This is a genomic window from Paenibacillus sp. 2KB_20, from assembly GCF_052115765.1.
Classification (GTDB): domain Bacteria; phylum Bacillota; class Bacilli; order Paenibacillales; family Paenibacillaceae; genus Paenibacillus_AQ.
Window position 1 is genome coordinate 161,286 of the sequence record NZ_JBFRHH010000002.1, and the last position, 19,195, is coordinate 180,480.

The following is a 19,195-nucleotide window of genomic DNA, read 5'->3' on the forward strand; positions in this document are numbered from 1 at the left end:
TATATGAATCGGAAGGGGTGTTGAACCATGTCACAGAAACGATTGGATCATGTTGGTATTGTTGTCCGGGACCTTGAAGCTACAATCGCCTTCTATACATCCGTAGTTGGACTTGAATTGAAGGATCGCCTGACCCATACCAATGGCGTCATCCAGCTGGCGTTCCTAGGATTTAACGGCAGCAACGAGACGGAAGTCGAGCTTATTCAGGGATACAGCGACACGCTTCCTTCGGAAGGAACTGTACATCATTTTGCAGTCAGCACGGATAACATTGAAGAGGAATATGCCCGTGTGCAGGGACTTGACGTTCCTCACTTGGACGAGGAAATCATGACGCTTCCGAACGGGTACCGCTATTTCTTCGTGCACGGTCCCGAAGGAGAATGGATTGAGTTTTTCCAGCGCTAACCTCTGCGTAGAAGCCGTATTCAAATACTTTATCTTGTGAAAGGTTCATAGCATCAATTAATTCTCCCATTGCATTAGTGTTCTAACAAAGACCTGTCACGTTCGCGCCTCTTCGAACTAGACAGGTCTGCTGTGTTAGGACTATAATAGCGGATGTAATGATCGAAACTTCATAAATACCGGGGGAGCTGGAATTTGGCCGGCTGAGAGTGTATCCGATATGATACTGACCCTTACACCTGATCTGGGTAATGCCAGCGTAGGAAGCCCATGTTTGCGGCAGCTTTTATTTGCCGTGGTATACACTTACGCCGTCATGCGTCCTGATATCATCAGGGCGTTTTTTTTGTGGAGTTGCGAGGTAATAGAAAGAGAATTCAAAGGAGAGAAGAAACGATGAAGAAGGGAAGATGGATTCCGCTGCTTCTCGCTTGCGTCCTGCTGATGGTTGCGTCCGGATGCGGTACAAGCGGAGAGAACAAGAAGACAGGCGCCGCAGGTGAGGACAGTCAGACTTCCGGGAAGCTCCGTGACGTACAGCTGATGCTCGATTGGTCCGCCAATACGAATCACACCGGCCTGTATGCAGCGAAGGAGCTTGGGTATTATGAGGAAGAAGGGCTTAATGTCCAGATCGTCCAGCCGGGAGCAGGCGGAACGGACACGCTGGTCGCATCCGGCAATGTGCCGTTTGGCATCAGCTATCAGGAAGGCGTAACGCTGGCCAGAACCCAAGGATTACCGCTCGTTTCCATCGCAGCGATCATTCAGCATAATACATCCGGCTTTGCGGCTCCCAAGGATAAAGGCATCTTGAAGGCAGGCGATTTTGAAGGGAAATCCTATGGCGGCTGGGGCTCGCCTGTGGAGGAAGCGGTTATGAAGTCCATCATGGAGATCGATGGCGCCGATGTCAGCAAGGTGAATATGGTCAATATGGGCGATGCCGATTATTTTACGGCCGTCAAACGCGACATTGATTTTGCTTGGATTTTCTATGCTTGGACGGGTATTGAAGCCGAGCTTCGCAATGAGCCGCTTGACATGATTTATGTGAAGGACTACTCCAAGCAGCTTGATTATTACACACCGGTGATCGTAACGAACGAGAAGCAGATCCAGGAAGACCCTGAGCTTGTCAAAGCGTTCATGCGGGCGACTTCAAAAGGATACGACTATGCGATTCAACATCCCGAAGATGCGGCAGCCCTGCTGACGAAGGCTGTTCCCGACCTGGATGCCGAACTGGTTCTAGCTAGCCAGAAATGGCTGAGCCCCCGTTATCAGGATGATGCATCCCGCTGGGGCGAACAGAAAGCCGAAGTATGGTCGGGGTACGCAGACTGGATGTTTGAGCGCAAGCTGCTGGAGAAGGAACTTGACGCTGACAGCGCATTTACCAATGAATTTTTACCGGAGAAGCCATAAGGTTATTTCTATATAAAAGAAGAGAGACGGCCTTTGCAGCAGGCCGCCTCTCTTCCATTACAATACAGCTTGCACGAAAGGATGAGTTTATATGGCGAATACTCTCTTGAGCATTCAAGTAATACCGAGAACGCCAAACGGGACCGACAGCATCCCTTATGTAGATGAAGCGATCAAGGTTATTCAGGAATCAGGCGTGAAATACGAGGTTCATGCACTCGAAACGACCATGGAGGGAGAGCTCTCCAAGCTGCTCAAGATCGTTGAGCGCATGCACGAGGCGCTGGTGAATGCGGGCAGTCCCAGCATCATATCCCAGGTCAAAATCGCGCATCATCCAAGCGGCATCAGTATGGATAAGCTGACTGAGAAATACCGTCCATGAGAAGCTGGTGGAGTTCTGTTTGGCCGCCCGTTGTGGCGGTTCTCTTCTTTTTGCTGGTATGGCAGGCGGCAGTATCCGTGTTCGACATTGAACCCTTTATTTTGCCTGCACCGACGGCCATCGGGCATGAGGCCGTTACCGGAGCTTCCGGCCTCTTCCAGCATACAGCGGCCACCCTGCAATTAACCCTGATCGGCTTTATAATCGGTACGGCAATCGGTCTAATCATCTCGCTGGCACTGCACATGGTGCCTTTTCTCAAAACCGCCCTTTATCCGCTTCTTATTCTTAGCCAAAATGTGCCGACAATCGCCCTAGCCCCGCTTCTCATGATTTGGTTCGGCTTCGGCATGCTGCCCAAGGTTATCGTGATTACGCTGGTCTGCTTCTTCCCTGTCGCTGTTGCGGCCCTGGATGGACTCGCACGTACCGACCGCACCATGATGAATTATATGCAGATGGCGGGGGCTACCTCGTGGCAAATTTTCACCAAGCTGGAGCTGCCGCATGCCCTTCCCTCCATCTTCTCCGGGATTCGAATTGCGGCCACCTATTCGGTCATGGGGGCGGTTATCGGGGAATGGATCGGCTCGGACCGGGGAATCGGCTACTACATGATGCTGCAAAAATCCGGCTACCGCACGGATCGGGTATTTGTTGCCATCCTGGTCATCGTCTTGCTCAGCCTGCTGATGGTGCTGCTGATCACCCTGCTGGAGAAACGGCTCATTCGCTGGAATCGAAAAGGTTGAGCCCCCTGTGAATAGACATTTCGAATCTTATATGAAAGGAGGCCATTTATCGATATGACACATCAAATCCCCCTGCCGCTCCAGGACGGGGCTGACCCGTCCACTGCGTCGGTCTCATCAGCACCTGCCCTCGAGGTTCGCAGCCTTCGGAAAACCTTCCGCGACCGGCGCAGCGAAGTGCATGTACTGGATGGCCTTTCGCTTCAGGTACAACCCGGGGAATTCGTCTCCTTGATCGGTCCTTCAGGCAGCGGAAAGAGCACACTCTTCCATATCATCGGGGGATTAACCGCTCCGGATACGGGTTCGGTCCTCATGGATGGTCAGGACGTGACCGGGGAAAAAGGCCGCATCGCCTATATGCCTCAACAGCCAGCCCTGTTCCCTTGGCGTACGGTGGAGGACAATGTGCTCCTTCCCGAGGAGCTGAGAGGCACCACGAAAGCCACTGCCAGGGAACATGCCCGCAGCTGGATGGAACGGGCCGGTCTCACCGGCTTCGAAAAAGCGTATCCCCACACCCTTTCAGGCGGAATGCAGCAGCGGGCGGCTTTTCTGCGCGCACTGATGAGTCCCCAGGAAGTCATGTGCCTGGATGAACCGTTCAGCGCATTGGATGCGCTGACGCGCAGTGATATGCAGCGCTGGCTGCTCGATATCTGGGAGGATACGCGCCGTTCGGTGCTGATGATTACCCATCATATCGAGGAGGCGCTGCTCCTTTCGGACAGCATCTATATCCTGTCAGCCCGGCCCGGAACCATCTTGAAACGGGTAGAAGTCCCTTTCTCCCGTCCGCGCCGGGAAAACATCCTGATGGATCCGTTCTTCATCGCATTAAAAACTGAAATTTCCGCCATCATGCGGGAAGAACAGCATAAGCGCTGACCGATTAAGGCCAGCGGAATACATACATCCATGATTAGCCAAGCGCTTCGTGGAAGCTTACAAGCGAGGTTATGTAACGATGAAATCATTTACGCAAAGTGAAGCCAATTTCCCACTGTTGGATACTCATATTCATCTGGACAGCTATTCGTTATCCGATCAACAAGCGATTCTCGCGGATATCCGTCATCATGAGGTTCAATCCGTTATCTCCGTCTCCATGCATCTGGCTTCCTGCAAGCGAAACCTGGAGCTGGCCAGGCAGTACGGACCGATGGTGCGGCCGGCTTTCGGTTATCATCCGGAGCAGCACCTCCCTTCCACTAACGAAACCGAAGAGCTGCTGGATTGGATGGCAGAGCATGCCGATGAGATGGTCGCCGTAGGAGAGGTGGGTCTCCCCTATTACGCCAGGCTGGAGGCTGAATCGAAGGGCCGACCTTGGGATAACCGCCCTTACGCCTATCTATTGGAGCAATTTATAGCATTTGCTAAAAAGCATCATAAACCGGTGATTCTGCACGCTGTATATGAAGATGCGGATATCGCATGTGATTTGCTCGAAAAATACGGCGTCACTCGTGCCCATTTCCATTGGTTCAAGGGCCCCCGTGACACCTTGCAGCGGATGGCCGGTAACGGATACTATATTTCCTTCACGCCTGACATCCTCTATGAGGAAGAAATTCGGGATATGGCATGTAGGTATCCGGATCATCTCGTCATGACCGAAACCGATGGTCCTTGGCCGTTCGAAGGTCCGTTCACCGGACAGATGACCCATCCTCGGATGACGGCTGCTGTGGCTGCGGCATGGGCGGAGCTTCAGGGGCTGTCCATATCCGAGGCTCGCAGGATTTTTTATGAGAACGCCGCGAGACTTTACGATCTATAAAAAGAATCTTCATTCAGCTTTAAGTCGGTTGTTTACGCAATCGGCTTGTTTTCTTTAAGAAATCGGTTATATTGATTAATCAACTCATCAAGCACGATCGATTGACCGAGGACTTTAGGATGATTAAAATCACGATACCGCTGCTTCATCTTATGAAGCTTATGCCGTTCTTGCTCGATATTAAACTTTATGCCTTCCTTCGTTTCCATGACTTTATATCCTCCCCTCATGTAATATTTTATGCTTTAATGTAAAATTATAGGATGTTTAATATTAGACATCAGAAATATAACATGGAGGAGCTATTCCTGTTATTCACGCCAAAAAACCACAATGCAAGTTGCAGCATTGTGGTTTTGGATTCCATTATTTAACGTACTTCTCCTGATACGCCTTTGACATCTCGTCTGTAATTTCCTTCATCTTCGGATCACTCTTGATCGTTTCAATCAGTTTATCGTACGATTCAACCGGTTCTTTGCCCGTGATGACCATGACCCGCATATCCTCCACCTTCTTGGAAATCTCGGGATAGTATTTGTTATAGGCTTCCGAATACAGCTCTCCCGAAGGATTCGGAACCTTGACCGTCTTGCGCTCTGTGACAATCTCTACGTTCCGCTCATATACTTCATCCGGCATCCCTACCGCGCTAATGGCCATATCGTCGCTGACGAGGTGAATCATATTGTTCAAGTTGCCGTCACCCGTCTTATCCACGGCGGCCTGCGGCGTTGCAACCTTCTTCCCGTTCTCCACATTATAATGGACACCTTCGATTCCGTAGGTCAGCATCTCATTGCCTTCTTGACTATAACCGTAATCGAAAAACTCGAGGATTTTCTTCACTTTCGCCTCCGGCACTTTCTTCGGAATCAGGTACACTCCATAGTACGGCGATCCTGAAGGCGTATACTTCACCCCGTTTGCATTCTCCAAGTAAGCAAGCGGCATTAGATCCGCCTTGGGGTCAACGCCTTTCACGGCTTCGCCGGTCACCCAGGCATGGTTCATGGACATGCCCCCTACCCCTGCCTTGGCGCTTCGCATCGTATCCATCACCTGCGAGAACTTCATGATCGCGAAGTCTTTGGGGAACAAGCCCTCGTCATAAGCCTGTTTGATCCACAGCATGGCCTCCCTTGACTCGTCCGACGTCATAATCGGAGTCAGGGTATTATCGGGTTGAAGCTTCCAGGACCCTTGCGTTTCATTAAATATATTGTAAATATAAGCGAGAGCCCCCGGATTTGCGGCATATGGAATCTCATCGGCCTGTCCATTACCATTCGGATCCTGTTCCTTAAAAGCCTTTAACACGTTATGGAACTCATCCAGCGTTTTGGGCGTTTCCAGCTGAAGGGCATCCAGCCAGTCCTTGCGGATCATCGGGAACACTCCGCCGCCATAGCTAGGATAATAACGAGGAATGACGATGTTCTTGCCATCCACCTTGGTGATTTCCCACATTTCCTTCAGTTCTTCGCGGTTCAAATTCGGATAGTCTTTAAGAAACGGCGTCAGATCCCAGAAGACGCCCTGCTTCAGCATTTTCTGCAGCTGCGGGTTCTGCATCGTTTCCACGAAAGTAACCTCCGGAAGATCGCCGGATGCAAGCATGACATTGATCTTCTCTTCGGCCGTGGACGGCGACAGCCACGTAATATTCAGCTTGGTATTGGTGCGTTTCTCGAGCTCTTTCCATAGTACATTGGTGTTGTCTATGAATTCGGTGGCATAATTCAGGGTCTGTATCGTAATGCTGGTTGGTTCACTGTTGTCTGTTCCGCTTCCGTTATCGCTCGGTGCACTTCCGTCTCGGCTGCCGCATGCGCTAAGCAAGAGCGAGCTTGCCAAGAGCAGCACCCCCGACATTTTTAAAAACGACTTGCCCGGCTTGGTTTCCTTTTTTTTCATCATTAGACCTCCCTTTTAATTTACATCTCGTCTGACTGATCATGATGGCAGTTAGACCGTATATCGGATCATTCCTTGACAGAGCCTACCATCGCCCCTTTGGCGAAGTGCTTCTGCAGGAATGGATACACTAACATGATCGGAACGGTTGCAATCACGACCGCCGCCATCTTCAACGTTTCTGTTGGGACGGGACGGTTCACTTGGAAGGCGAATCCGCCGCCGCTCCCCGATCCCATCGTTGTTGGGTCCACAAGCATATTTTGCAGCAATACTTGCAGCGGCCACATCTTCTGGTCGTTAATAAACATCAGTGCGTTGAAGTACGTATTCCAATAGCCGACGGCAAAGAACAATCCAAACGCCACCAACGCCGGCAGCGACAACGGCAGAATGATTCGCCAGAATACGCCGATATCATTCGAGCCGTCGATCATCGCCGCTTCCTCCAGACTTTCCGGAATGCTGTCGAAGAATCCCTTCATGAGCAGCACATACCATGCGCTGGTCAAGCTCGGCAAGATCAGCGACCAGACGCTGTCAATGAGTCCCACATTGCGGACGACCAAATACAGCGGCACCAATCCCGGCGTAAAGAGAAAGGTGATTAGGATCATAATCATGATGGCCTTGCGAAACCGAAGGCGTTTACGGGACACCGCATAAGCCAAGCCCCCGGTAACAAGCAGGCTGAGCAGCGTGCCAACCGTAGCCAGGAACACGCTCACGGAAATCGAGGTGACAAACAATCCGTTGGACAGTAAATGCTTGTAAGCATCCAGCGTCCAAACCCGCGGCCATAATATCAAGCTTCGTTGATAATATTCCACCGGATCGGTAAACGACAAAATAACGGTATAGTAAATCGGAAATATCGTTGCCAAACCGATGATCAGCAGCAGTCCGTTATTCACAAAACCAAACAGCCTGGTTTTCCATCCTTTCTCATGCATGTTTTTCTCCTCCTTGTCTCTTCGCCAATCCTTTAGTACAAGCTTTCTTGACCGTACCGTCTCGCCAACCGGTTGGCCGTGACCACCAGGATGACGCCGACTATCGATTTGAACAATCCGATGGCCGTACTGTAGCTGAACTCACCCTGCCGAATCCCCACCCGGTATACATAGGTATCGAACACTTCGGCTACATTGGTGACAGGTGCATTCATCATCAGATAAATCTGTTCGAATCCCGTATCCAGAATCGTTCCCAGACGGAGAATCAACAGAATCAGGATCACGTTGCGCATCGCCGGCAGGGTAATATGCCACATCCGTCTCATACGGCCCGCGCCATCCATGACGGCTGCTTCATATAATTGCGGGTCTACTCCAGCGATAGCCGCGAGAAAGATGATGGTCCCCCACCCGACTTCCTTCCAGATGGATTGTCCCGTCAGCATACCCCAGAAATAGTTCGGGTTGGAGAGAATATCGATTGTCTCCCAATCCATGGAGATGAGCCACTTATTAAACAAGCCCTCCGATTGCGAGAACATGAGGTAGGTTAGACCGTAGATCAATACCCAGGATAAAAAATGGGGGATATACACCAGGGATTGAATGGTCCGCTTATAGAAGGAGTTTCGCACTTCATTCAGCATCAAAGATAAAATGATCGGTGCCGGAAAAAAGAAAATCAAGCTCAGAAAACTGATCGCCAGCGTATTACGCAGCAGCATCCAGAAATCATGATTGGAGAAAAACCGGGTGAAATGCTCAAACCCTACCCAGGGGCTTCCGAGCACCCCAAAGTATGGAGAATACTCCTGGAAGGCAATTACGAGATTCGTAATCGGAATATATTTGAAAATGATAAAAAAGATCAGACCCGGCAAGGCCAGCACGTACAAATATTTGTCGCGCGAAACATCCGACCATATCCGCCCCCACTTCGTTTTGGATCTCACGGGAATGGGGGGGCTCCCGCTTCCTTTTGCCGACTGAACGGTTTCTTGTGCTTTCATCGATACTCCCTCACTTTCAGCCTTGTCATCTTGTTCAACATACCGTTCACGGAATGTAGTTCTAATGTAAACGCTTGCAACATTCCCTGCAATTCCACTTTTTTTCCGCCGTTTCCAATCGCCCGTATCTTCCTGCACAACACAGGGAAATGCTTTGTCTCTAAGGTATTGAGGACCCTTTCGTTTCCTTGTATTGCACTTTTTTTCCACGACGAATGAACGTCCGCTTCGGTTAATCGATAACGTTGTCCCAACCTCAATTGGGAAGATATGATCTTTTCAACTCATCCACTCATTCGCTATGATAGGAAGTAATCATTTACCGGCTCGCTTTGATTAAGCCTTTGATTTGTCTATGCCAACAGGGGGTTAAAGTAATGAGGCAACAGAATCATGAATCCGTTTTCAAAGGTATTATGTATTGGAGAAGCATCGCGCTGGCCGTGTTGTTAACATGCCTCCCCATCTCGGCCATTACGGCCGTTTACCTTTATGTGGGCAACCAGCATATGATTAACCAATATCAGCAGCGGAACGAAGAAGCCCTGGTTGACGCTGCGAGACAAGTAGACGAGCAATTTACCCAGTTGGTCCACTACGCCCTCAATATGGTGGTGAAGCCCCATTTCAAGCCTTCGTTGTCGGATATGGACTTTGTATCGAATGTCGAGGAGACAAACGAGCTGTTCAGTACGCTCAACCTAGTGGGGAATGCCGATCCCTTGGTGGATCAGGTCTATCTGTATATCAAAAAGCAAAACAAAATCATGGAGCCTGATATCGGCCTGCGGACGCTGGATCAGGAACAGGATGCGATAAGCTTCAACAAGCTCATGGAAGGAGATTCGGACATGTTCTGGGTCCATGACCTGGAGCGGCCTTTTAACAAGGATAAATCTTCCCACGCGCTCGTCATGCGACTTCCCTTCAACGGTCATACGCCCTATGGCGCGATCGTCATCTATATTGATCCGTCGAAGCTGCACGTCATTCGCAATAGCGAGAATCTCTCGTTCCTGCTGGACGACCATGGTCACGTCATCGGGGAGTCGGGAATGAGCCGCAGCATGCCGAAAGCGATGAGCGCGATTCAGGAACAGCTGAAGCTTCCGGAGAATGCCCGAAGTGCGAATCATTTGCGGTTGAAGGTTCCGGTGGACCAAGATGTGTTGCTGGTGAACACCGTTCAATTTGAAAAAATGCAACAAAATTGGACCTATGTTTCAGGCACGCCGCAATCCAAGATCATTGCGCCAACGAAGCCGTACACCCATATCATTCTGATTTGCTTTGCTTTTGCGCTTGCGGCATCACTGGCTGTGAGCTGGGTTGCCTCTAAGAGCATGTATCGTCCTATAAGCAAGATGCTGAATATGATTGGCGGTGATCAGGCCAAACCGAGCTTGCGATACAATGAGCTTGATTTTATTGAACACGAGTGGAAGCAGTACCGATTCTCGCACGATACGCTGCAAAGCCAATGGAAGCGGTCCTTGCCCGCGATCAGGGAGGCTTATATCAATCAATTTTTGAGTGGACAAGCCGCCCACCTGACGGAGCCCGAATACGTCCTTAAGCTGCAAGAGATGGATCTTGACATTACCCATAAACAGTTCTCGGCCATCGTGCTTCAGCAGCATACCCACGGGGAGGATCGGACGCCTCTGACGGAAAACGATCAGCATCTTCTCACCTATGCCGCCCTGAACGTGATCCAGGAGCTGGCAGAGGACATAAGCGCGTATATGCATCCCATCAATTTCTTCGACGGCTCATTCGGCGTCATCTTGATCGTTCCGGCTTCCCATCAAGCCGATGAACAGTCGCTTTTGATGAGGGAGCTGTGCGATCAGATCATGCGGGCTTTGCGCGATACGCTCCGCATGTCGGCAACCATCGTATTGGGAGGACCAAGCTCAACCTGGACGGATGTTCCCCATATTCTCGAACAGGCCAAGCGGGCGCTGCATTACCGATCCTTTGATGCAGGCAGTCAGCTGCTGGAGGCAGAAACCGTGCTTTCCCAGAAAAACGACTGGATCGACTTTCCGCTGGAATTGGAGCAGGATTTCATTCACACCTTGAATCTTGGGCTTCAGGGAGATGCGCTGCGTTCCCTAAGCCGCTTCGTAACGGCGCTTCAGGCCGGGGGAGGTTCGGAGTGGCATGTCCACCATGGCCTCATGCGGTTAATCACAAGCGTTCACCGGTCTATGCTGCAGGCTGGCTTAAACCCATATCAGGTATACAATTTCTCCAATCTGCAGGAACAGCTGTCCCTGCTTCGGGATCCGAAGGCCTGCGTGACCTGGTTCCAGAAAGAAATCATCGAACCCTACCTCGATCAGTTAACAAAAAATTTCAACAGCTCCATGAAATCGCTGGTCGAAAACGTACTGGAGCAAATCGAGCAAAACGGGATGCAAGACCTGTCCCTGGATACCATGGCCATGGAAGCCGGTGTCAGCGTATCCCAGCTGAGCAAAGCGTTTAAGCAGATGACGGGCACGAATTATATAGACTATCTGACAACCGTACGCATGAACCGCTGTAAAGAATTGCTGCTGACCACGGATCTTCGCATTCACGAGATTGCGGAAGCTGCAGGATATCAGCCTCCCTACTTCAATCGAATGTTCAAGAAGCTTGAAGGGATCACGCCCGGACAATACCGTCAGCAGGGCATTGGCAAATAGATCAGACTGGGTTCAGCATGCGGAGAAGATAGATTTGCCGACACATGATCCTGATCAGCAATCTCCATATAAAGGAGACCACTGAAAAAGGGCTGTCCCTTGGTCCGTATTTCATGACCTTTTGGGACAGCCCCGTACTGTGTTATGACTTACGTTCCAGCGTCGTACATGGCGGCACGCTTAGTGCCGACCAGTCATCCAAGCATGCCCCGAACAACGCATCGCGCACAGGGAGCATTGCGCACGATGTACAAAATAGTTGCACATTTTAGCGGACTCAGCGGACCTTATTTTGATCAAAAGCGCCATTTTTCGAATGGTAGCGGACATGAGGTCCGTTATTCACCGAATAAGGCTCTCATATTTCGGCTTATACCCTACTTAACGGAACGTGTGTCCGATAGATCCGGCAAAAACGAGCCCATAGCGAAAATAATGGATCTGCTGTCCGATACTGCTACTGCCGGGCCGTAACTCGTTCCGGCTTGCGGCTTGGAAGCTACGGCAAACTTACGGTGCACTGCTCGGCTTGGAAGCTACGGTGCATTGCGTCTACGACTCCACCAATCCCACGCCAGCCGAGCTTGGTTCCGAAAGCCCACTGGCGTGGGATTGATTCCGAGGCGGGCTTAGTTCCGCGGCCTGGCTTGGTTCCGCGGCCTGGCTTGGTTCCGCGGCCGGGTTCGGTTAGGCGGCCGAGCTTAGTTCCTAGCACCGTACCCTCGAAGAGTATTCCCACGAGAGCAGCCGTACCCGCCTCTATCTATTAATTTACGAGAGCGCCGTACCGGCTTTCTCTATTCATGTCTAACGCCCCATGAAACCCTTCCCTTTCAGGAAGTCCTTCATGTGCAGCCTTACCGGCTCTGCCAGGCGTTTAGCCATAAGCGCCGACCACGGCGTGTTATTTTTGCCATGGGTACGTTGGGACAAGTATTCGGAAGAGGTTCGATCGTAATTCTTCACTTCCTCTGTAGCCGCGCGATGATAGCTATCGCGGTGCAAAACAGCCTCCACCGGAAGCCGAGGGCGAAGCCCCGGCTCCTGATCCGGGTAGCCCAGGCACATGCCAAATACCGGATAGACCAGTTCCGGCAGTTCCAAAGCCTCGGAGAACTCGGCAATGGAGTTGCGGACCCCGCCTATATACACGATGCCAAGACCGAGCGATTCCGCGGCGATCGCGGCATTCTGCGCAGCCAAAGCGGCATCCACCGTGGCCACGATGAAATTCTCGGTCGAATCTTCATACGTCTCTTGATCAACCACGTGCGACTCTGTGCTTTTTTTCAAACGATACAGATCCGCGCACCACACAAGAAATACCGGGCATTCCACAATATACGCCTGATTTCCCGCTAAAGCGGCCAACCGCTGCTTCTTCTCTGGATCGGTAACGGCAATCACGCTGTATGCCTGGACGTTGCTTGAGGTTGATGCCATCTGACCTGCTGCCACAACTGCCCTAAGCTGCTCCTCGGACACGGGCTGATCCGAATATTTACGAATCGATCGATGGTTCATCAGAAGTGATAGGGTATCATTCATCGAGTTTCCACTCCTTAGGCTCTGAAAGAATTGTTTCATCTATTATGAAACCTCGGCATGAGCAGTGCAAGTTCACGCGGGAGGAGATTGGCAGCGCAAAAAAACCGGCTTGCTGTCGATCGCTTCAGCAGCAGCCGGCTCCTATTTTAGCCAAAGCTCGCGGCTTTGGATTGTTCCAGGGAATCTTTCGTTAGGACACGATATCGTAGCCTTGCTCTTCAATCGCTTCTTTCAATGCTTCAAGGCTGACCTTGGTTTCGTCGTATTCTACGGCCACTGTATTGGATGCAAGATCGACTTTACCAGAAGCTCCCGCATTCTTCAGCGCGCCTTCCACCGAGTTCACGCAATGGTTGCAGGACATGCCTTCCACTGTCAAAGTCACTTGTTTCATGCTGTCGTCCTCCTATCATATAATATTGTACCATTTAACTTTACTATACCCCCCATAGGTATGTAAAGTTCGATAATTTGCTCTTTTCTGCAACAGAAACACGAAAAAAGTAGGAAGATTTATCCTTTTTATCTGCTATAATATACATAAATCATTAGATTCATACAGGAAGGGACAAGCTTTTTATCCGACCTTCTAATTTTTTCATAAAATTTTATTTTTGTTGAAGGAATTACCAATTTGCTGTCGAACTATTAATTACAGAGATAATGAACTATGAAAGTAGGAATTCTATCATGGTATTTGACGGCATTATACTCGGATTAATTGTCGGACTGATACGTGGCGGACTCCGTCATGGACTGCAGCAATTCAGTAAGATCCGTCTGAAGGGCGGCTTAATCTTCCCCATACTCCTGATTGTGCAGCTGCTGATATTCCGCTTTCAAGTGAACTCTGATTGGTTGGCAGCCGCAAGCGGCTACGTCTTTATGTTCATCTACGTCGCCGGTATGATCTTTCTCTGGATAAACCGGGATCAGAAAGGTTTTGGCAGCATCTTGGCAGGTGTCTTTCTGAATTTCCTTGTCATGGCAGTGAACGGTGGCAGAATGCCCGTATCGATGAGCGCCACTTCCGTTCTGGATCCTTATTACGTGGACATGCTGAGCAACAGCACCGTCATCACCAAACACTATCTGATGGACGCCTCTACCCGCCTGCCGTTCCTGGGAGACATTATACCGTTATCCCCGCCGTACCCAAGAACACAGGTGATCAGTATCGGAGATATCATCATGAATGTCGGTATATTCTTCTACATCGTCCATCTAATGACTTCCGGGAAGAATACCCCTGTTCAAACCTTAATACGCAAATCCGATACCAATGAACGTGTGGAACCACAAAATTAATCATACATCATACCACCTGGAAAGGAGGGAGAACTGTGAAGAAAACTGATAAAATCAAGTATTCCCGCATCGTATTGAATGCCATCATCGTTGCTTCTGTTGTTGTCGCTCTGACTTCCGGTTACAGATTCGGATAATAGACTTCCATAAGAAACAGGCTGGAAAATTCAGCCTGTTTTTTTACATCTTTTTCGTTGTTTTGCATCGCAATATACCTTAAAATGTGGAGAATACACCATTGATTTTTATTGAGGAGAAATCATTTATGTCCATATTTAAGCGTCCTAGGTTCTCTCAAGGCTTTGCGGGACAGCTGTATTTTGTTTTTCTTTCTCTTCTGGGCTGTTCCATCTTCCTGCTGGTGCATCAAGGGGAAATTCTCCATTATACTCCTTCACAGTGGGTATGGGTCTATGCGATGTTAGGCGCCGCCCTCATCTTAAATTACTTCACCTTCCAGCTGCCGCCAGAGGGTAATTTACAGTCCATGGATTCCTCTGTTTACCTGGCATGCATCTTTATCTATGGGGCACCTTTTGCGCTGTCCGTCATCCTGCTCGTCTCCCTTGCCATGGCGCTTTACGACAGAAAAATCCCCTTTTGGAAGCATTTTGTTAATTTCTCCGTGTATACCGTGATGATCGTCGGATCCTCCTTCATTTTCAAAATGGCAGGCGGACAAGCAGGCCCTATTCACAATAATCAATTTGGCGCGTATGTTGCAGCGTTGGTTGTTTATTTTGTTATCAACGTCTTCCTTGTCGGTTTCTACTACTACCTTCTATACAAGGGATCGTTATATGATATTTTGAAAACCTTCATGAAAGATACACTGCTAGTTTACCTCAGCACGCTCATTCTTTCGCTGGTTCTCTCCATACTCATCGTACATAACGGCGTATTCGGACTAACCTTGTTTATAGGTCTCAGCGTGATGCTATCCTATTCCTTCAAGCAGCTCTTCACGATGTATAAACAGGTACAAGAGAAAGCCATCAAGGATCAACGAACCGGATTGTACAATCACAGTTATTTCGAAAATTTGCTGGAAGACGAGATCAAGAAAGCCAAGACCAATGAGACGCCATTGTCACTGGCCATGATCGATATTGATGATTTCAAAAAATACAACGATCAATTCGGACACCTGAAAGGCGACATGCTGCTCGGATTTCTCGGCAATTACCTCAAGGTAGAATCCGAAATGGCCGAGGTGGTAGCCTCCCGTTTCGGCGGCGAGGAATTCACGATTCTCATGCCGGGTTACGATGACAACAAAGCACGCTCCTTCATTAACAGGCTTCGCAAAAAACTGAACGATACCTATTTTGACGGCGTCGAGATTTTTCCCTCGGGGTGTCTCTCATTCTCTGCTGGTGTTGCGTCCTATCGGATTGACATCCATGACAAGTCACAACTCGTCGAGCTTGCCGATCAGGCGCTGTACTATGCCAAGAAGCAGGGTAAGAATAATGTGCATGTATACGGGAGCGGCGCCGAAAAAGAATCCGAGATCGACTTCGCGGAAGACGTCCGTGATATCGAGCAGCAGCTGAAGCTGTTCTTGTATAAAGATGTGGATACGTTCAAACACTCCAAACGGGTATTCCGCTATGCCATGGATATCAGCGAAGTGCTCGAGCTTGATAGTGTGGAGCGACGCAATTTCGTACTCGGCGCACTCATTCACGATATCGGCAAGCTTGAGATTCCTTGGGGGATCTTGAACAAACGGGACAAGCTCACGGCCGGCGAATGGGAAACCGTCAAACGGCATGTCAGCTGGGGGAAACGCATTGCAGAAACGAACGAGAAGTTCAAGGAACTGGTTCCTTACATCGAATTGCACCATGAAAGATATGATGGCGGTGGGTATCCGCACGGCTTCAAGGGTAGCCAAATCCCCAAGCTGTGCCGGATGCTGACCATTATCGATTCGTTTGACGCGATGACAACGGAACGGCCTTACCAGCAAACGAAAACCTTCGAGGAGGGAATTGAAGAATTGCTCCACTGCTCGGGCACGCAATTCGATCCGGAGCTTGTTGAGCTGTTTATCCGTTATTTAAGACTTAAGGCAGAAGCGCAGCAGCAGCCTGCAGCCAGTTCGGAGACGTCTTAAAGAAACCAATCCCCTCCCCTTTATCGCCTCTTCATGTTTGATACTTCCCCAAATAAGGTATAAAGGTAGTATCACAACGATAAAATGAGGTGAGAAACGGTGGCTGACAAGAAAAAGGATCTTCCGCTTCACAACGGTCCCGGCAACATGGATCACCCTGAACAATACCCGACGGAACAAGAAAGCCTGTTCGATAAGTTTGAGAGTGAACAGCATGTGGACCCGATTCCGATGGAAGACGCCAGGCTGGAGCGCCAGGAAGAGAAGCAGCGGGACGGGACGTCAAAGGATCGTTCATCCAGTAACGATAAGTATCACAGCGGCTTTTAATCGTGGGACAGATCTTGTCGCTGCAGCGTAACTTGAACTTATGGGCTCCGTTTTGGCGGAGCCTTTTTATTTCACCGTTTATTCTTTAATATATAAGGGTATAAATTCTGATTTGAACCCTAGAGATTATATACAGAGTGGAGTGGACCCTTTGTTTTCCATATGGACGTTAAACCGTGTGCAGCGAAGGATGCTGCTGGTACTGATTGCTGCCGTTCTGGTTATGTCATGTCTGCTGGTTCTTACCGGTCTTCATGAACGTTCCCCGAGCATAAGCAGCGTAATCGAAGAACGATATATCCAAAGTGCGGCCATGATCAGCCACCCCGGTGGAGACCTGGAAGAACATGCCTCCAGCGTCATGCCCGGTGTGCCGCTTATGATTGCCGGACTTACCGCCTTGTTCGGAAGCATGGATGCTGCCCTGATTGCCTACCAGCTGCTCCAATGTCTCTTCCATGCATTTTCCGTCTACTTGGTTTTTGTGCTGTCCCGCTACATGTTTAATACGCGAATCGCTTTTCTGTCATGCATGATCTACGCGCTATTCTGGCCGGCTTACGGCGCCGTCCGGCTGATCCTGCCGGATACGACCATGCAGACCCTAATGCTTCTTCTGGTCTGCGCCGTCATCGGAGCGCTTGAATTGAAGCAGGCTGGCTGGTACGCGGCTGCCGGCGCGCTTACGGCGCTTATGGCTTGCTACAACCTTCAGGCGCTGCTGTACCCGGTATTGTTCATTGCCTTTTGGGTCAAGTACCGCAGTCCGGTCAAAATTGTAACCGGCGGGCTCATTCTTATTAGCGCGGGTTATTTACTCATCTTGTCCCCATGGTGGCTGAACATCCCGCTTTTCAATCGTTTGATGTATATGTCCGGTCCGTGGAACCTTGCCTCGCTGTGGCTCGAATCGAGATACATCGAAGGCAACCCTTTGGTTCATCTCTTCCGGAGCATATTTGCTGGCCGCACCTCCAAATATGCGGCTGCGATCGGAAATGAGGAAGCCAGAAAGGTCGTGCAATCCGCATTGGACGCCGTCCGTCTCCTCATGCTGTTTGCCGGGACTGCCGGTGTCATCTGGTCGGTTTGGAAATACCACCTGAAACGGCAGCTCCCGGTGCTGTTGACCCTGCTGTACTTTATTGCCGCCGAATGGTTGGTTCCGAGCCTCGACGGTACCGGATTTCCTTATTCGGTCTTCCTGCTCCTCTACGCTGCCTTTCTCGCGGACAAAGCGATTATCTATGCACATAAAACCCGACTGCTTCGTAAGTAAGTTTCAACGTGAAGCCTGTCATTCCATCATCATGCAACTTCTGCGCCTGAAAGCACTTATACCTTGTGCCTTTAGGCGTTTTTTTCACATTTTTCTAGAACCTTTCAGGCTGACGAAACGTCTATAATATATCTTCGTTTTCATATATCCCTGCCAAGAGAGGTGTCAGGTATGAAAATAAACCGTAAGTATATCACCATTCTCAGCATCGCTGTGGCAAGCGTCCTGACGGTAAGCATCATACTCTTCTTTACGGATGCTTCGAATCGCTCAGGCCAGGATCATCGCATGAACGATGAACAAGGCGTTGCGGCGAGTCTGGAAGATGATCTGCTACACACCGCGCTAAATGAACAGCGAATTATCGTGTTGGATCCGAGTATTCAATTGAGGTAACGCTGTATTGGTATATAATGGTGTAAAAGTCCATATACCGCCATGGGAGGATATTATGAAAAAACGTTTCTCTTCTATTCCTGCTTTTGCACTTGGCGCAATCGTCGGCGTGGCACTAACAGCAGGTACGGTTGTTGGCGCTGCCGTTTATCTGAAGGCCGTACCGTCCCATTCCAAGATCCTGGTCAACGGTTCGGAGGCCAAGCTGTCCGAGTCCCCCGTTGTCATTCAGAACAAGCTCTATGTCCCTGTCCGGGACTTCTCGGAAGCGCTTGGATATCAGGTCGGCTCTGTTGGTGCCGATCAGATCGGGATTATTCCCAAATCCTCGAATGGAGAGGCAATCCCGGTTGGCCCGACTACGCCTTCCGAGTCCGAAGGAGCACCTGCTCAAGAACGCCATTTGGTGAAAAACCTTGGCAAGCTGATCGAAGTGAACGGCGAATTGAATATGCAAAAGATTTATATTGTTATCGCTGCCGGTGAAGCGAAGTTGTATTCCCAAGACGAAGCAACCGGCAACGGCCTGCTGCACTATTTGATTCTAAACGGCGATTCCTCCCTCTACGACCCGTTTGTACAGATGGACGGAAAAGCTGGTGAGCTTGATTACAACCTGCCAAATTTCGATGGTCAGACACCGCTTCATCTGGCTGTCATCCACAAGAATGACTTTTTCATCGACAAGCTGCTGAACCAGCACAAAGTGGATGCCTCCATCCAAGACGCGTCCGGAAAAACAGCGCTGGACTATGCCGAAAAAGACAGCAAGCAATACAAAACGCTGACGGCCTACATAGACAAGAATAGCAAGTGATTTCCGAATACTGCAGAGGCGCGTGAGTCCCACCGTTTACGGTAACCCCCTTTTCTA

The 19,195-nt window shown here is 49.9% G+C and carries 20 protein-coding genes and 1 riboswitch; of the genes, 13 read left to right on the top strand and 7 right to left on the bottom strand.

Annotation, left to right across the window (positions count from 1 at the left end; genetic code table 11):
• Positions 1-27 precede the first annotated feature (27 nt).
• The 6 genes from AB4124_RS06605 (at position 28) to AB4124_RS06630 (ending at position 4,759) form a co-directional block, all read left to right on the top strand.
• Positions 28-411, top strand: a complete 384-nt coding sequence (locus tag AB4124_RS06605) for a VOC family protein (RefSeq protein WP_441971881.1) — start codon at positions 28-30, stop codon at positions 409-411.
• A 171-nt stretch (positions 412-582) separates the two neighbouring features.
• Positions 583-694: riboswitch (TPP riboswitch) on the top strand.
• Between the two features lie 113 nt (positions 695-807).
• Positions 808-1,839 (top strand): ABC transporter substrate-binding protein, encoded by a 1,032-nt coding sequence (locus AB4124_RS06610; RefSeq protein WP_339269988.1) that lies wholly within the window; start codon positions 808-810, stop codon positions 1,837-1,839.
• 91 nt (positions 1,840-1,930) lie between these two features.
• Positions 1,931-2,224: an MTH1187 family thiamine-binding protein gene (locus tag AB4124_RS06615; RefSeq protein ID WP_441971884.1), complete on the top strand. Its 294-nt coding sequence runs from the start codon at positions 1,931-1,933 to the stop codon at positions 2,222-2,224.
• Positions 2,221-2,976, top strand: a complete 756-nt coding sequence (locus AB4124_RS06620) for an ABC transporter permease (RefSeq protein ID WP_441971886.1) — start codon at positions 2,221-2,223, stop codon at positions 2,974-2,976. The genes AB4124_RS06615 and AB4124_RS06620 overlap by 4 nt, the downstream gene beginning before the upstream one ends.
• Positions 2,977-3,030: 54 nt before the next feature.
• Positions 3,031-3,864, top strand: coding sequence for an ABC transporter ATP-binding protein (locus AB4124_RS06625; RefSeq protein ID WP_441971888.1), 834 nt, complete (start codon positions 3,031-3,033; stop codon positions 3,862-3,864).
• Between the two features lie 79 nt (positions 3,865-3,943).
• Positions 3,944-4,759, top strand: a complete 816-nt coding sequence (locus AB4124_RS06630) for a TatD family hydrolase (protein WP_441971890.1) — start codon at positions 3,944-3,946, stop codon at positions 4,757-4,759.
• 32 nt (positions 4,760-4,791) lie between these two features.
• Here AB4124_RS06630 and AB4124_RS06635 read toward each other — a convergent pair whose 3' ends face one another.
• From AB4124_RS06635 to AB4124_RS06650, 4 genes are all read right to left on the bottom strand, one after another.
• Positions 4,792-4,968, bottom strand: a complete 177-nt coding sequence (locus AB4124_RS06635) for an aspartyl-phosphate phosphatase Spo0E family protein (protein WP_076322303.1) — start codon at positions 4,966-4,968, stop codon at positions 4,792-4,794.
• A 157-nt stretch (positions 4,969-5,125) separates the two neighbouring features.
• Positions 5,126-6,676: an extracellular solute-binding protein gene (locus tag AB4124_RS06640; protein WP_441972483.1), complete on the bottom strand. Its 1,551-nt coding sequence runs from the start codon at positions 6,674-6,676 to the stop codon at positions 5,126-5,128.
• 68 nt (positions 6,677-6,744) lie between these two features.
• The gene (locus AB4124_RS06645; RefSeq protein WP_076322305.1) at positions 6,745-7,629 is read right to left on the bottom strand and encodes a carbohydrate ABC transporter permease; all 885 of its coding nucleotides are present in this window, start codon (positions 7,627-7,629) and stop codon (positions 6,745-6,747) included.
• A gap of 32 nt (positions 7,630-7,661) precedes the next feature.
• Positions 7,662-8,642, bottom strand: coding sequence for an ABC transporter permease (locus AB4124_RS06650; protein WP_076322677.1), 981 nt, complete (start codon positions 8,640-8,642; stop codon positions 7,662-7,664).
• A gap of 377 nt (positions 8,643-9,019) precedes the next feature.
• Between AB4124_RS06650 and AB4124_RS06655 the strand changes: the two genes are divergently transcribed.
• Complete coding sequence (locus AB4124_RS06655) at positions 9,020-11,338, top strand: helix-turn-helix domain-containing protein (RefSeq protein WP_441971893.1); 2,319 nt, start codon at positions 9,020-9,022, stop codon at positions 11,336-11,338.
• A gap of 499 nt (positions 11,339-11,837) precedes the next feature.
• Here AB4124_RS06655 and AB4124_RS06660 read toward each other — a convergent pair whose 3' ends face one another.
• The 3 genes from AB4124_RS06660 to AB4124_RS06670 all read right to left on the bottom strand — a co-directional run bounded on the left by AB4124_RS06660 (position 11,838) and on the right by AB4124_RS06670 (position 13,280).
• The gene (locus AB4124_RS06660) at positions 11,838-12,077 is read right to left on the bottom strand and encodes a hypothetical protein (RefSeq protein WP_441971895.1); all 240 of its coding nucleotides are present in this window, start codon (positions 12,075-12,077) and stop codon (positions 11,838-11,840) included.
• A gap of 68 nt (positions 12,078-12,145) precedes the next feature.
• Positions 12,146-12,886, bottom strand: coding sequence for an oxygen-insensitive NADPH nitroreductase (nfsA, locus tag AB4124_RS06665; protein ID WP_430137975.1), 741 nt, complete (start codon positions 12,884-12,886; stop codon positions 12,146-12,148).
• 190 nt (positions 12,887-13,076) lie between these two features.
• On the bottom strand, positions 13,077-13,280 hold the full coding sequence (locus AB4124_RS06670) for a cation transporter (protein WP_076322308.1): 204 nt from the start codon (positions 13,278-13,280) through the stop codon (positions 13,077-13,079).
• Positions 13,281-13,576: 296 nt separating this feature from the next.
• Here AB4124_RS06670 and AB4124_RS06675 point away from each other — a divergent pair, with 296 nt between their 5' ends.
• The 6 genes from AB4124_RS06675 (at position 13,577) to AB4124_RS06700 (ending at position 19,138) form a co-directional block, all read left to right on the top strand.
• Positions 13,577-14,194, top strand: a complete 618-nt coding sequence (locus tag AB4124_RS06675; protein WP_076322309.1) for a DUF5317 domain-containing protein — start codon at positions 13,577-13,579, stop codon at positions 14,192-14,194.
• Positions 14,195-14,459: 265 nt separating this feature from the next.
• Positions 14,460-16,316, top strand: coding sequence for a bifunctional diguanylate cyclase/phosphohydrolase (locus AB4124_RS06680; RefSeq protein ID WP_430182992.1), 1,857 nt, complete (start codon positions 14,460-14,462; stop codon positions 16,314-16,316).
• A gap of 99 nt (positions 16,317-16,415) precedes the next feature.
• Entirely contained in the window at positions 16,416-16,646 is a 231-nt protein-coding gene (locus tag AB4124_RS06685; RefSeq protein ID WP_098741711.1) for a hypothetical protein, read from the top strand.
• 142 nt (positions 16,647-16,788) lie between these two features.
• Complete coding sequence (locus AB4124_RS06690) at positions 16,789-17,925, top strand: ArnT family glycosyltransferase (RefSeq protein ID WP_441972484.1); 1,137 nt, start codon at positions 16,789-16,791, stop codon at positions 17,923-17,925.
• Between the two features lie 171 nt (positions 17,926-18,096).
• Positions 18,097-18,321: a hypothetical protein gene (locus tag AB4124_RS06695; protein WP_441971899.1), complete on the top strand. Its 225-nt coding sequence runs from the start codon at positions 18,097-18,099 to the stop codon at positions 18,319-18,321.
• A gap of 55 nt (positions 18,322-18,376) precedes the next feature.
• Positions 18,377-19,138, top strand: a complete 762-nt coding sequence (locus AB4124_RS06700) for a stalk domain-containing protein (protein WP_076322314.1) — start codon at positions 18,377-18,379, stop codon at positions 19,136-19,138.
• The last annotated feature ends 57 nt before the right edge of the window (positions 19,139-19,195 follow it).

Coding starts and splice junctions, on each gene's coding strand:
- AB4124_RS06605 (WP_441971881.1), top strand. CDS start 28: ATGTCACAGAAACGATTGGATCATGTTGGTATTGTTGTCCGGGACCTT.
- AB4124_RS06610 (WP_339269988.1), top strand. CDS start 808: ATGAAGAAGGGAAGATGGATTCCGCTGCTTCTCGCTTGCGTCCTGCTG.
- AB4124_RS06615 (WP_441971884.1), top strand. CDS start 1,931: ATGGCGAATACTCTCTTGAGCATTCAAGTAATACCGAGAACGCCAAAC.
- AB4124_RS06620 (WP_441971886.1), top strand. CDS start 2,221: ATGAGAAGCTGGTGGAGTTCTGTTTGGCCGCCCGTTGTGGCGGTTCTC.
- AB4124_RS06625 (WP_441971888.1), top strand. CDS start 3,031: ATGACACATCAAATCCCCCTGCCGCTCCAGGACGGGGCTGACCCGTCC.
- AB4124_RS06630 (WP_441971890.1), top strand. CDS start 3,944: ATGAAATCATTTACGCAAAGTGAAGCCAATTTCCCACTGTTGGATACT.
- AB4124_RS06635 (WP_076322303.1), bottom strand. CDS start 4,968: ATGGAAACGAAGGAAGGCATAAAGTTTAATATCGAGCAAGAACGGCAT.
- AB4124_RS06640 (WP_441972483.1), bottom strand. CDS start 6,676: ATGAAAAAAAAGGAAACCAAGCCGGGCAAGTCGTTTTTAAAAATGTCG.
- AB4124_RS06645 (WP_076322305.1), bottom strand. CDS start 7,629: ATGCATGAGAAAGGATGGAAAACCAGGCTGTTTGGTTTTGTGAATAAC.
- AB4124_RS06650 (WP_076322677.1), bottom strand. CDS start 8,642: ATGAAAGCACAAGAAACCGTTCAGTCGGCAAAAGGAAGCGGGAGCCCC.
- AB4124_RS06655 (WP_441971893.1), top strand. CDS start 9,020: ATGAGGCAACAGAATCATGAATCCGTTTTCAAAGGTATTATGTATTGG.
- nfsA (WP_430137975.1), bottom strand. CDS start 12,886: ATGAATGATACCCTATCACTTCTGATGAACCATCGATCGATTCGTAAA.
- AB4124_RS06670 (WP_076322308.1), bottom strand. CDS start 13,280: ATGAAACAAGTGACTTTGACAGTGGAAGGCATGTCCTGCAACCATTGC.
- AB4124_RS06675 (WP_076322309.1), top strand. CDS start 13,577: ATGGTATTTGACGGCATTATACTCGGATTAATTGTCGGACTGATACGT.
- AB4124_RS06680 (WP_430182992.1), top strand. CDS start 14,460: ATGTCCATATTTAAGCGTCCTAGGTTCTCTCAAGGCTTTGCGGGACAG.
- AB4124_RS06695 (WP_441971899.1), top strand. CDS start 18,097: ATGAAAATAAACCGTAAGTATATCACCATTCTCAGCATCGCTGTGGCA.
- AB4124_RS06700 (WP_076322314.1), top strand. CDS start 18,377: ATGAAAAAACGTTTCTCTTCTATTCCTGCTTTTGCACTTGGCGCAATC.